This is a genomic window from Halalkalibacter flavus (assembly GCF_036663575.1).
Classification (GTDB): domain Bacteria; phylum Bacillota; class Bacilli; order Bacillales; family Bacillaceae_D; genus Halalkalibacter; species Halalkalibacter flavus.
Genome location: NZ_JAWRVK010000013.1, coordinates 1 through 13009 on the forward strand (window position 1 = coordinate 1; position 13009 = coordinate 13009).

The following is a 13009-nucleotide window of genomic DNA, read 5'->3' on the forward strand; positions in this document are numbered from 1 at the left end:
CTAATTGTAAATATTTTTCCAAATGGATGGAACCACCTTTGATTGGGTATTTACTTTTTTGGCTCTAAACAGGAAGAGCTTTAAAACTGAAAATTCAGTCAGTATTTATGCAACACTAGTGACATCATCTATATAAATACTTTTTCGTTTAATAAAGGAAGAATTAATTTAGGAAGCTAGCATTAGATCGTTAATGTTGAGAAAGCGAACTATATCATTGAAATAAATAAGGGGGGGTTGAAGGAAGTTCCTTCACTTTTATGAAAAATAACAAACGATATTACATTTTATTTGTAGCAGCAGTGGCGTCTTTAGGTGGACTTCTTTTCGGTTACGATACAGCGGTTATTGCAGGGGCAGAACAATCGATACAATTTTACCTAGTAGATAGTTTAGGATTAAGTTCATTCGCTCACGGTCTTACTGTATCTAGTGCATTGGTCGGGTGTATTATAGGGGCAATCATTTCTGGATTGTTGTCCAATAGAATAGGACGACGTAATACACTCATTATAGCTGCTGTATTATTTTTTCTATCAGCACTAGGCTCAGCTTACCCAGAGTTACTATTCTTCACTTTAGGTGAACCTAGCCTTGCATTGTTGATCACTTTTAATATTTATAGAATATTAGGTGGAATTGGAGTAGGTTTAGCTTCAGCGATCGCACCAATTTATATTAGTGAAATGAGTCCTCAGAATATCAGAGGGAGAATGGTCGTTTTATATAGTATGTCTGTTGTATTGGGGCAAACTGTTGTATACATTGTCAACTGGCTCATATCATTAGGTCAAACGAGAGAGTGGATCAATGAAATTGGATGGAGATTGATGTTTGCTTCAGAATTGATTCCAGCTGCATTGTTTTTCTTCCTGCTGTTATTTATTCCGGAAACACCTAGATATATTGCTCTTAAACATGACTATGATAAAGCATATAGCTTATTAGAAAAGATCAATGGATCTAAACAAGTAGCTAGCGAAACCCTTCAACAAATCAAACATTCTATAAACACGTCAACAGAAAAAGTAAGCCTTTTCCATTATGGAAAGCTAGTTTTATTCGTAGGTATGGCAGTGGCGATTTTTCAACAAATTATCGGTATAAATATTATTATGTATTATGCGCCGCGAATCTTTGAAAACCTTGGTGCTGATCCGTCAACATCCATGTTGCAAACTATTTTCGTGGGAGCTATAGGGGTTGTTGTTTCATTACTAACTATAAAGCTCATTGATAGGAAAGGAAGAAAGTTCTTACTGCTTTTGGGTTCTGCAGGATGTGCAATATGTTTAATTGCAGTGGCATCCCTTTTCTTAATGGGTATCCAAGGAATTAGTACGTTGATATTCATTTTAGGGTTTGTAGCTGTATTTCAGATGACTTGGGGACCTGTTACTTGGGTATATGTCTCAGAGGTATTCCCTAATAAGATTAGAGGTCAGGCTGTTGCAATTGCTGTCACATTAAGCTGGGGAGCTAATTTAACAGCATCATCTACATTTCCACCGCTAAATGATGCTTTAGGTACAGGATCTTTCCTTATTTACGGCCTTATTAGTACGTTAGCCTTTTTCTTTGTATTGAAATTTGTTCCAGAAACAAAGAATAAATCACTTGAAGAAATTGAAGCGACTTGGCTCGCTGGAAAAAAAAGTGAACTAGAAACAATTGATAATACTCCTGAAAAAAAGGCGAATTAGTAATGAGGAGAAATCTATAAAAACATGTAATCAGAAGAATAGATGTTTGTGGCTTATATGGGACCTTCTTTAGAATCATATTATCTCCATGATTGCCAGGACTTATCGATTGTTCTAATTCAAAACACACCTGCATGACCATTAAAAGTTGGGATCGGGATGATGATCGGGGAATTTACATCATAGTTGGAGGCATAGCGTTATTTATTTTCTTTATGTTTGTGCAAAAGTATTTTTTGCAAGGATTAATGGGAGCGTGTGAAATTTAGGGTTTAACTAATATGAATCTATTGGCATATATTAATAGAATATTATATGAAGTATTTGTTATATAAGGTAAAAATGAGTCCAAAAATTAATTAGGACTCATTTTTTTTATGTGGATTGGGGTATCGGCGGCAACATAATGGTATTTTGTGTATATTTTAAAATGTTCTGGAAAAAAATAGGGGTAAAGCAAAAGGGAAGGAAGCTTCTTATGAGAAAAAGAATGGGGAAAAGCAAAAGGTTTACTCGTGAATCTAATCACAATCAAGTCAATACCAATCTTATTAAAAATGATGCACAGCCAATCCCGATCTCTTCAAATCTATCTGACAACTTGCAGCGTGTTAAAGAGACATTTTCTCAAAGTGATGATTTTGTCATCCTTGACTGGCGTTACGGCCCAGAGATGGAGCATACTGCTTTCTCCATCTATTTTGATACACTTATTCAACACAAAGAAGTCAACTATATGAAAGAATCGCTACAAGATTTGGTGACGAACGAAGTAGGTCCTGGAACGATGATTACGCCTGAGGATGTAATGTCTTTTTTCGAGAAAAATGGCGTCTCCGCCCAATCCCACCGCCTTCTAAAAGATTTCGAGAAGATCATTGAGAAAGTAGTTTCAGGGCATCTGGTAATTTTTTTTAATAAATGGGATAAAGCGATAAGTTATAAGGCATTAGGCGTTGAAAGAAGACAGGTGACTGAACCGGTCAGCGAACACGTTGTGAAAGGACCACGTGAAGGCACCATTGAAAATTTGGAGAAGAATTTAGGAATGATCCGAGGACGGTTGCCATCGCCACGATTTATAATCAAAACTTTTTCACTGAAAGGAGAGACGAACACAAAGGTTGCTTATGGTTATTTAGATGGAATTGTCAATCCTGACGTGCTGGCTGAATTTAAAAGGCGTATTGGTAAGCTGAACGAAGGGGAGATCCTAGAAACATCCTATATTGAGGAACTGATTGAAGATTCCACATACTCTCCGTTTCCGCAACACCGGTATACTGAACGTCCTGATACAGCTGTTGCAGCTTTGTTGGACGGAAAAATTGTAGTCCTCGTTGATGGGACAGGGTCAATACTAATTTGCCCCGGTTTATTTGTAGAGTTACTACAATCGAGTGAAGATTATTATCAGCGAACTGCCTATTCAAGTTTTGTACGTTGTATGAGAATAGTTGCTTTTGGGATTGCCCTGATACTTCCTAGTCTTTACATTGCTTTATCCGTCTTTCATCCAGAGCTGATTCCGACCGTTCTGTTGCTGACAATACTAAACACTCGCGAAGGCATTCCTTTCCCGGTATTCATAGAAGCATTTTTAATGTTATTTGCGTTTGAATTGCTACGTGAAGCGGGGGTTCGGTTGCCACGTCCTGTCGGTGCTGCTGTTAGTATTGTTGGAGCGCTTGTCATAGGGGAAGCAGCCATTCAAGCAGCTATTGCTTCACCGATTATGGTCATTGTCGTCGCCTTGACTGGAATTTCTTCCTTTGCACTGCCGCAGTACAATTTTGCCTTTGCGTTGCGCATTTTACAGCTTCCGTTGATGTTGTTTTCAGCTTTATTAGGCGGATTTGGCTTAATGATTGCACTTATCCTGCTCTGGCTGCATTTGTTGAATTTACGTTCTTTGGGACAGCCTTATTTGACACCTGTCGGGCCGTTTAGACCTGAACAGTGGCGGGATGTGATTATTCGCGCACCTCTAAAAAACTTATTACGCACTCCTCGAAAACGACATTCACGCATTTAAGACAAATTAGCAATATTTACTCAAGAAAGATGATGAAAATGCACAAATTGATATGTATATACTTAAGTTTCTCGTTGCTATTGTTATTGACTGGATGTTCGGATGCTTTGGAACTAAATCGTAGAGCATTTGTCATGGGTGTTGCTCTGGATGAAACAGAAGAAGGAAAAGTGATGTTAACTACTCAAGTATATACTCCATCTCCTCAGGATGGCATAGGAAATAAAGGGAAAATATACCATAACGTTAGAACAACTGATGATACCGTTGTACAAGCTCTTCGGGATATCCCTATTCATATCGGTCGCAAAGCCCATTGGGGGCATTTACGCTCCATTGTGATTGGTGAGGAACTAGCACGTAACAAAGGGATTGCAGAGATCCTCGAATTTTTTTATAGAGATCATGAACCACGTATTACTTCATCTATTATGATTAGCAAGGGGAAAGCTGCTGACTATCTTGAAAAAGAACCATGGATGGAAATGACCCCTGGACAACAAATGTTGGTAAATGAAGAAGCGTCTGCAAAGTTTAGCAATAAAACAATAAAAACAACCCTGTTAACGCTAATTTTGCAGATGAGAAGTGAGGTAGGAAATAGTTTTATCCCTCAAGTATATATAGAAGAAAAACATGAAACACCATCCACAAGTGTGGCCGGAATTTTCCTTTTGAAAAAAGACAAATTGATTGGTCACTTGCCACCTGGAAACATCGCCAGTTTACAAATTATTCGAAATGAATATCAAGGCGGGATGTTTCAACTACTTCCATGTCAAACTGAGCCTGATAACATCGAAGTAGTTGAAGTTGTTTCGTCACAAACGACATTACAGCCTGTGATCAAGGACGACTCGCTAATCGTTCAAGTATCGAACAAAATGGAAGTTGCTTTACAAGAACTAAAGTGTTCCAATACAGATAAACCGGAAAAAGAAAATGAATTTGTAGAAAGACTAGAACAGGAATTAAAAAAGGAATTAAAAGAGACAGTTACCTTGCTTCAAGAGAAACAATTTGACGCCATTGACCTAGGAAACAAAGTATATTCGCAAGATCCTGCATTATGGAAAAGTTGGAAGAACAACTGGGATCAACGGTTTGCTGACAGCGATTTTGAGTTCGAAGTAAAAATTCGAATTATTACACATGGAACGACAAGTGGAAAACCTGTGTTTTCTGAATAGACATCTGCTGTCTGAGTCAAGACGAGCAGCAGGGAGGATTTAAAAGAGGATGATAAAAATGGTGATTCTGGTGATCATCTATACAGCCATTTTAGTTTATGACGTTCCTAAGTTGAAGGAATGGAGAGGCAGAACCGTTTTTGTATACACGCTTTTAATGATAATTGCCTTATATCAAAGTATTATTTTTGTTTTCGATTTAGAATGGCCTTTTTTACATACAGTATTCGAGGCCGTTTTTGGAAATTTAGCAAACCAGCTCGTGGAATTTTTGGAAGTACCTTAACAGGCTACACACCACTTAGGAGGTGCATTCCGTGAAAGATCAACAACAGCTCAGTGCGAGCGAACTATGCTCACTGTTTTTTATCTTTATTACAGGTTCTAATATTCTTTCGATTCCGTCACAGTTAATCGGATTTGCGCAAAACGGGGCCTGGTTATCCGTTTTGCTTTCGCTTGTAGGCGGGGTGGGACTTTTAGCCGGCGTGCTGTTTTTATACCAGAAATTTCCACAAATGAACTTGATCGAATATAGTCGTCAACTGGTAGGAAAATGGATAACAATGATTTTGGCTGTTCCCTTTATTTTCATTCAGTTGAACAGTACATCTGGAATTATACTTGATGTCGGTGTATTTATGACCACTGCGATGATGCGGGAGACACCGATTTACGTTTTTAATCTTTTGACTTTTGTTGTTGTTGCGTTGACGGTTCGTTCGGGTATAGAAAAAATCTCACGAATGTTTACGATACTCATGTTAACTGTCATCTTATTTATCATGGTCGTGGTCATTTTAGCGAGCGCTAATTACCAACCTGAATACCTCGTTCCTGTTCTACCGGACGGCTTTAAACCGGTTCTTCTCGGCACTTATTTTTATTTTGGTGTTCCAATTACGGAGCTTATTCTTTTTGCGATGTTACTTCCTTACGTACGTAGTAAAGAAAACCAGCTTCTGAAAAAGGGGATGTTCCTTGCACTGTTTGTTAATCATATTTTTATCGCCATTGTCACGATAAGCACAATCATGATATTTGGACCGGTCGCCGGTGAAATGCCTTTCTCGATGTTTGCAGTGGCGCGTACCATCGAAATATATGAAGTGATTCAAAGAGTAGAGTTACTAATGGGCTATTCGCTTATTATTACTAACTACTTGAAAGGAGTCATCTCGTTATATATTCTGAATATAACGATCATCTATTTGTTCAATATTAAAGACAACCGGATTCTGATTTTTCCGCTTGCACTCGTCTGCTTTCTTTTTTCTATGCTCCTAATATCGTTAGGTCAAGCCTGGAGGATAAATTATGTGACGGTCATTGAACCATTATGGAAGGCTGTATCTTATGTGTTGCCTTTACTCATTCTTATAGTGGCCGCCGTTTTAAGAAAAAATAGAGAGAGTTATTAAATAGTTGGGTACGGAAACCAATGCCGGAGTGCAGCTAAGTCTACGTCTTGTGTTTATGATCTTTAACTGCATCTTTCAAAAGCAGTTCTAGTTCAGTGTTAGGGTCAACTTGTGAGGGAAATAACACAAAAAAATCTAATTAGAATTAGCATCTAATTAGATCTTATCTGTTAGAACGTGCATATACTTCAGCTAGTTCAGCATAAAGGTCAATCTGTGCTTGAATCAATCTCTTTAAAAAATTCACCATCTCGTTTCTCCTCTCTAAATGTTAAATGGATTATAACTCTTTCGTTGTCAACAACCTCTCAATATTGGTGAAAACGGAAACAATAAGCGAAAATGATCGAAAAAATGACTTGAAAGCGATTATATCTAATTAACTCCCCTGGATTATTGATATTTCGCGGTTTGTTGAATGGATAGTGGGGCGGGGAGGTGTCCCAGTTTCTCTTTACATATGACGTTTGGACAAGGAACCAGTCCCTGATGTCCCTAATATAGCGCGGATACTTTTGAGATGTTTGTTTTAAGATAAGATTACTACTTATAAAATTCACTAAGGGGTTAGTTTAATGTTTCAGACACTTGAAATCATATTTCGATGCTTCTTAGCATTTGTAATGCTTATCTCTATTGCCCATTTACTAGGGAAGCAAACCATTTCTCAAATGACATACCATGATTTTATTGCCACTATAATGTTAGGGGCTATTGCTGGGAATTTAACATTTAACTTAGCCATTAGTATTAAATATATTATTGTTGCTTTGCTATCTTTTGTAGGAATACTTTTTCTTTCTACTTTACTTTCATTAAAAAATAGAAATATTCGAGCGTTACTTTCTGGAGAACCGACAGTAATTATTCAAGATGGATTAATACTGGAGGGAAATTTAAAGAAGTTAAAATTTACAATGGATTCTCTAAATCAGGCATTGAGAGAAAAGGATATTTTTGATATTGATGAAGTCGAATATGCACTCATGGAAACAGATGGTCATATTTCAGTATTAAAAAAGTTACCGCATCGGAGTACAACAAAAAAAGATATAGGGATTTTTAGTCCTAACAAATCCTTTTTCCCGATAGAGCTCGTTATGGATGGACAAATAGTAGAAAAAAATTTTACACAAAATCATCTTACAAAAGATTGGTTAGATGCAGAGCTATCCCAACGAGGGTTGAAATTAAAGGAAGTTTCCTATTGTGTGCGTGGTACAAATAATCAGCTGTATTTTGATCTTTATAAAGACAACATTCACTCACCAGTTGATTTGGAATCATAATGTTTGGGATAAAGCGAAAAGAATTATATGAAGAAATTGAACATGTTTTCACTATTGGGAATTTTGTACTAATTCTGTACTGGGTATCTATAGTTAATGTTTTTTTATATGTATTGTTGGATACCTAGTTGCTTATCTATTACTGATGGGAATTTTCTTGTAAAGAATAACTTCATCTTTGCCAAAACATGAGTTTAGATAGAGAGGCGTGACGTATTTACCGCATGAATCGTACTAGCTCATTTTCTATGTTTAACAATTTTCCTTGCAACATATGGGAACTGAAAAAAGAGGATAGGTCCAAATAGTACAGGGCCATTTAGGGTTTGGTCAGTAACAAAGGCTTTCAGCCGAAGAGCAAATCCCCCCTAGTCACGGGAGGGGTTTGTTGTTTTTATCCTTAACGCTTAACCTGTTCAAACATCCAATCAATCATGTCTTGGTTATCATAAGCTGGAACCCAAGAAAAGTGGTTATGTCCCAATTCAGTAGGATATTCAGTATAAATCGGATTCCCTCCAGCCTCTTTTATAGCCACAATCGCATCTCTCGTATGTGAAACCGCAATAATGTCATCGTCTTCAGCATGGAATGCCCAAAGAGGTTTGTCTTTTAAAACATGTGCAGTTTCTGGATTTCCTCCCCCAGCAATTGGGACCATTGCTGCAAAGAGATCAGGATACTTAATATTTAAGTTGAACGTTCCATATCCACCTTGGGAGAGACCTGTTGAATAAAGGCGATTTGAATCAATGTTGTATTCTGCTAATACTTTTTGAAGAATCTCGTAAGCTGTGCCTAGGTCTTCAGAAAATTCAAAGACTCTAGCTAAATCTACAAAGTTATCAGAATTTCTCGTTATGCCGAAGCCGCCGTCATGTTGGTTTCTTGCCTGTGGAGCAAGGACGAAAGCTGGATTTTTCGCTTGATTTTCAGGGGCAGCCCAGATTACCGCACCATCATTAGCAGTTAGTTGCTTTACATTGTCTGTTCCACGTTCTCCACCGCCATGTAGGAATAAAACGAGAGGGTACGAAACAGAAGAGTCGTAGTTTTGCGGAACATAAAGACGGTATGGCATATTATTATATTTAAATTCTAGAAATTGATCAGCAATATCTTCTCTAGTCAAAAATTCATATGTGAATGTTACTGCTTCACTATGATTATTTCCATTACTTTTACTTAGTGCCTTGCCATTCCCGTTGCCACGTACAGCTACGGCTTTAATGGTTACATTTTCACTGACTTCAATTGGTTCAGAGTACAAATTGCTATTGTTCGTAGGGAGACTGCCATCAGTCGTATAATAGATTTGTGTACCAGGTGTAGTAGAATCTAGCGCCACAACCTGTTGTTTGTAGTATTGACCTGATTCATGAGAAGCAACAGGTGGGGCTACGGTCCCGTTATTTTGGTTATTGCTCGCCATAGTCGTCATAGCAAAGAGCAAGAAAAAAGAGACGGTTAGTAACGAACTTCCGACAAATAATTTCAGTCTGCCATTTTCCATAATATCTCCTCCAAAATCAGTTTTAAAAGGTGAGAGTTTTAAAAGGTGAGAGTTTTAAAAGGTGAGAGTTTTAAAAGGTGTAACACAGAAAAAACAGGAGTGTTGTATTTGGAATATTAAGAATATTAAGTGTTAAAATCCTCCTTTTATTCTAGAATTTTTCCAAAACTAGAACTCTCTGTTAGCGTTTACATAGTGTAATACGAGAAAATTTACTCTGTCAATATGCCTCTTTTGAAAAGATCAAGTGAAAAAATTAGGATTTCCCTGATAAAATAAGGGGTAGACATTAGAGAAAAATTTTTTTGTGACGTGGTTAAAGATAAATTTATGAGGAGGTTCCACAATGCCTTACGAAAACCTAAAAGACCTATCCCTTAAAGACCAACTAGAATGGTTCAAAGCTGCTATCCATTCCATTCACGATGGGGTACTCGTAATAGACTCAGGTGAAATTGTAAGATTAATTAATCCAGAGTACACCCGAATTACTGGAGTAGAACCTGAAGACATTATTGGCAAACCACTTCGGTCTGTTCGGCCGAAAGCTCAATTGGTTGAGACGTTAAAAGACGGGAAGGAACGGATAGGTGTGTATCGTCAAGAAGGCAATGTTGAATATGTAGTCGATATGGCTCCCATTGTCTTAAACGGAGAAATCATTGGAGCCGTTTCCATTTGTAAAGGGTTAACGGAAGTACATAAGCTTTCAAAAGAATTAGAGAAAAACAAGCAGAAACTTTCGCAGTTAAAAGAGCAGATGGGATCTTTGTATCAAGCTAAATACACGTTTGATCAGATTATCGGTACGGAAGGCGGATTAAAAGAAGTTGCCTACTTAGGAAAAAAAGCAGCAGAGTCTCATTTGCCGGTGTTAATCATCGGTGAAAGTGGAACGGGAAAAGAGCTGTTTGCTCAAGCCATTCATAATGCCAGTTCCCGTGCCGATCAACCGTTTATTCCAGTGAACTGTGCAACGATCCCGGCATCGCTAATCGAAAGTGAGCTATTTGGCTATTCAGAAGGAACTTTTACGAGTGCGAAAAAAGGTGGGAAACTAGGACTATTTGAAATAGCCAATTCAGGGACGATTTTTCTAGACGAGATCGGAGAATTATCTTACGAGCTGCAGGCAAAGCTGTTGCGTGTCTTACAGGAAAACACAATACGAAGAGTGGGGGAAGCAAGAGAAAGACAAATAGATGTGCGGGTTATTGCAGCAACGAACCGTGATCTTCAACAGCTCATTGAAAAAAATCTGTTTCGTGAGGACTTATTTTACCGTTTGAATGTGTTGCATCTTGAGATACTCCCGCTCAGAGAACGAAAGCAGGATATTCCTAAAATTGTTGATTTCATTTTAAGCAAGCATGACATTCATCCAGGCAAAGAGAGTTTCTACCGATTGCATGAATCTACTCTGCCTATTCTTCAAGCTTATGACTGGGTTGGAAATGTGAGAGAATTGAAAAATACGATTGATTATGCGATTTGTATGACGGATGGGGGAGACATTTTACCTGAACATCTACCAAGTGCGTTTCACAATCACGATACGACTGTCCCTAACAATAGGACAAATAGCTATTCTTTAAAAAAAGCTGTTGACGAGACGGAACGAAGAGTGATAACAGAGGCTTTAACAACGTATGGGCCAGGGCTTGATAACAAAAAAAGAGCAGCGGAAGCATTGGGAGTTTCATTAGCCACTCTTTATAACAAAATGAAAAAGTATAATATTGCCGATTTCTAAAAAGTTAGAATTGCGCTTTGATATTTCTAATTTTTTAGAAATCTAGATTCAACCAGTGATTTAAACGGAAAAAATAAAGTGATACCAAAATTGGAATTCTAAAAACTTAGAAACCTCTCCGGTAAAAACGCTTACACAAAGCGTTTTTTATTTTGGCACAGTTGTTGCATTTAGATTAAGAGAAATGCAACAAGGAAGATTGGTGATAGAATTAGGGTTTTGTTAGAAAGAAATACCTTAAAGAAAGCTGTTTTGTAAAGATTGTTGCTGTGAAGAAACGTTTTCTCTCGCAATGAAACGAACATGTGGAGAACAAGTACCCCATAAAAACAACAAAGTATGCGAAAACACGATTGAAGAAAAACAGAAGAAGCCTACAAAGTAGAAAAGAATGTAGTAAGGAAAAATGAGGTGAATTGTCATGTTAAAGATAGGAAGTGGAGCTGGCTTTTCAGGGGATCGCCTTGAACCAGCTGTGGAGTTAGCGCAAAAAGTAGATTTAGATTACTTAGTGTTAGAATGCTTAGCGGAACGAACGATTGCGATTGCGCAAAAAGAAAAGCAAAAGGATCCTACAAAAGGATATGATCCATTATTGATTGACAGAATGCATGCATTGCTTCCAGTACTGAATGAAAAGCGTTTCCGAATCATTACCAATATGGGGGCAGCTAATCCAACAGCAGCAGCAAAAAAAGTAATTGAAATTGCTAAAGAACTAAATATCTCATGCAAGGTTGCCGTCGTGACTGGCGATGATGTCGTAAAAGAACTCCAAACGGACCAAGAGATTTTAGAAAACAGAAACACAGTGAAAGACTATCAAACCATTTCAGCAAATGCCTATTTAGGTGTCGAGGCATTGCTTCCAGCCTTAACCACTAGTGCCGATATCATCATCACAGGTAGAGTAGCTGATCCATCACTCTTTCTTGCCACGATGATTGATTACTACAACTGGTCGATAGATGACTATGAGAGGCTAGGTCAAGGAACGGTTATTGGTCACTTACTAGAATGCGCAGGGCAAATTACTGGGGGTTACTTTGCAGACTCAGGGGTGAAAGAAGTACCAAACGTAGCTGAATTAGGATTCCCATACGCCATAATTCAGGAAGATGGCACAGCAGTCATTTCTAAGACACCAGACTCTGGTGGAGCTGTGAATCTGATGACTGTGAAAGAACAATTATTATATGAAGTACATGATCCTGCTCACTATTTAACCCCAGATGTTACAGCAGATTTTTCTAATGTAAAACTCATTGAAGTTGGCGAAAACGAAGTGAAGGTTTCTGGAGGATCAGGGCAAAAGAAACCAAGCAGTTATAAGGTATCGATTGGTTATCATGCAGGTTATTTAAGTGAAGGTGAAATCTCTTATGCTGGAACTACAGCTGTGGAAAGAGGAAAGATGGCTGAAGAGATTTTAAGAAGACGGCTATCTAAAGAGATCCCAGATATGCGGGTTGATTTAATCGGGTGTTCTTCGGTGCACCGCATAAGTTTTGGTACACATCACCCGTATGAGGTCAGACTCCGTGCTGCGGCGTTATGTGAAAATCAAGAACTTGCCAAACGATTAGGAAATGAAGTAGAAGCCCTCTATACGAATGGTCCCTACGGAGGCGGAGGAGCAAGGAAGAAAATTTCTGAATGTGTAGGTGTTGTATCGACGTTACTGGAAAGAGAAGTCGTTGATAAACAGGTAAACGTGGAGGTGTTCCAACATGAACAGTAAGTCAATGAAACTATACGAAGTCGCACATAGCAGGGCAGGGGATAAAGGAAACACTTCTAACTTATCACTCATTCCATATAAAGAAGAAGATTATGAATGGCTCGGCAAAGTCGTAACTGCTGAAAAAGTGAAAGAGCATTTAAAAGATATTATCGATGGGGAAGTCATACGCTATGATGTGGCATCGATTAAAGCATACAATTTTGTTTGCAAGAATAGTTTGCTAGGAGGGGTCACGACATCGCTTGCGTTAGATACTCATGGGAAGAGCTTAAGCAGCGCGTTGTTAGAAATGGAAGTTAATCTACCTTCTTAATTGCAAGGTAGGCCATAAAATGTAAGCGCTTCGAAAAACATCTTTGTA

General features: G+C 38.1%; 10 protein-coding genes. 9 read left to right on the forward strand and 1 reads right to left on the reverse strand.

Features of this window, described 5'->3' with window-relative positions; all coding sequences use genetic code 11:
• Positions 1-260 precede the first annotated feature (260 nt).
• From SAY88_RS10430 to SAY88_RS10455, 6 genes are all read left to right on the forward strand, one after another.
• Positions 261-1703 (forward strand): sugar porter family MFS transporter, encoded by a 1443-nt coding sequence (locus tag SAY88_RS10430; protein WP_332631622.1) that lies wholly within the window; start codon positions 261-263, stop codon positions 1701-1703.
• Between the two features lie 478 nt (positions 1704-2181).
• Positions 2182-3738 (forward strand): spore germination protein, encoded by a 1557-nt coding sequence (locus tag SAY88_RS10435; protein ID WP_332631624.1) that lies wholly within the window; start codon positions 2182-2184, stop codon positions 3736-3738.
• A gap of 38 nt (positions 3739-3776) precedes the next feature.
• Complete coding sequence (locus tag SAY88_RS10440; RefSeq protein ID WP_332631626.1) at positions 3777-4928, forward strand: Ger(x)C family spore germination protein; 1152 nt, start codon at positions 3777-3779, stop codon at positions 4926-4928.
• 49 nt (positions 4929-4977) lie between these two features.
• Positions 4978-5214: a hypothetical protein gene (locus SAY88_RS10445; protein WP_332631628.1), complete on the forward strand. Its 237-nt coding sequence runs from the start codon at positions 4978-4980 to the stop codon at positions 5212-5214.
• A 31-nt stretch (positions 5215-5245) separates the two neighbouring features.
• On the forward strand, positions 5246-6349 hold the full coding sequence (locus tag SAY88_RS10450) for a GerAB/ArcD/ProY family transporter (RefSeq protein ID WP_332631629.1): 1104 nt from the start codon (positions 5246-5248) through the stop codon (positions 6347-6349).
• A gap of 575 nt (positions 6350-6924) precedes the next feature.
• On the forward strand, positions 6925-7638 hold the full coding sequence (locus SAY88_RS10455; RefSeq protein ID WP_332631630.1) for a DUF421 domain-containing protein: 714 nt from the start codon (positions 6925-6927) through the stop codon (positions 7636-7638).
• Between the two features lie 400 nt (positions 7639-8038).
• Here the strand turns inward: SAY88_RS10455 and SAY88_RS10460 are convergent, their stop codons facing one another.
• Positions 8039-9151 carry a chitobiase/beta-hexosaminidase C-terminal domain-containing protein gene (locus SAY88_RS10460; RefSeq protein WP_332631631.1) on the reverse strand — a complete coding sequence of 371 codons (1113 nt, stop codon included), beginning with the start codon at positions 9149-9151 and terminating at the stop codon, positions 8039-8041.
• Between the two features lie 346 nt (positions 9152-9497).
• Between SAY88_RS10460 and SAY88_RS10465 the strand changes: the two genes are divergently transcribed.
• The 3 genes from SAY88_RS10465 to SAY88_RS10475 all read left to right on the forward strand — a co-directional run bounded on the left by SAY88_RS10465 (position 9498) and on the right by SAY88_RS10475 (position 12961).
• Positions 9498-10904: a sigma-54 interaction domain-containing protein gene (locus SAY88_RS10465; protein WP_332631632.1), complete on the forward strand. Its 1407-nt coding sequence runs from the start codon at positions 9498-9500 to the stop codon at positions 10902-10904.
• Positions 10905-11325: 421 nt separating this feature from the next.
• Positions 11326-12645 (forward strand): acyclic terpene utilization AtuA family protein, encoded by a 1320-nt coding sequence (locus SAY88_RS10470; protein WP_332631633.1) that lies wholly within the window; start codon positions 11326-11328, stop codon positions 12643-12645.
• Complete coding sequence (locus SAY88_RS10475) at positions 12635-12961, forward strand: AtuA-related protein (RefSeq protein WP_332631635.1); 327 nt, start codon at positions 12635-12637, stop codon at positions 12959-12961. Before SAY88_RS10470 ends, SAY88_RS10475 begins: the two co-directional genes overlap by 11 nt.
• Positions 12962-13009: the final 48 nt, after the last annotated feature.

What these genes read in the sequence shown, in the direction of transcription:
- SAY88_RS10430 (WP_332631622.1), top strand. Translation starts at nt 261, where the DNA reads ATGAAAAATAACAAACGATATTACATTTTATTTGTAGCAGCAGTGGCG.
- SAY88_RS10435 (WP_332631624.1), top strand. Translation starts at nt 2,182, where the DNA reads ATGAGAAAAAGAATGGGGAAAAGCAAAAGGTTTACTCGTGAATCTAAT.
- SAY88_RS10440 (WP_332631626.1), top strand. Translation starts at nt 3,777, where the DNA reads ATGCACAAATTGATATGTATATACTTAAGTTTCTCGTTGCTATTGTTA.
- SAY88_RS10445 (WP_332631628.1), top strand. Translation starts at nt 4,978, where the DNA reads ATGATAAAAATGGTGATTCTGGTGATCATCTATACAGCCATTTTAGTT.
- SAY88_RS10455 (WP_332631630.1), top strand. Translation starts at nt 6,925, where the DNA reads ATGTTTCAGACACTTGAAATCATATTTCGATGCTTCTTAGCATTTGTA.
- SAY88_RS10460 (WP_332631631.1), bottom strand. Translation starts at nt 9,151, where the DNA reads ATGGAAAATGGCAGACTGAAATTATTTGTCGGAAGTTCGTTACTAACC.
- SAY88_RS10465 (WP_332631632.1), top strand. Translation starts at nt 9,498, where the DNA reads ATGCCTTACGAAAACCTAAAAGACCTATCCCTTAAAGACCAACTAGAA.
- SAY88_RS10470 (WP_332631633.1), top strand. Translation starts at nt 11,326, where the DNA reads ATGTTAAAGATAGGAAGTGGAGCTGGCTTTTCAGGGGATCGCCTTGAA.
- SAY88_RS10475 (WP_332631635.1), top strand. Translation starts at nt 12,635, where the DNA reads ATGAACAGTAAGTCAATGAAACTATACGAAGTCGCACATAGCAGGGCA.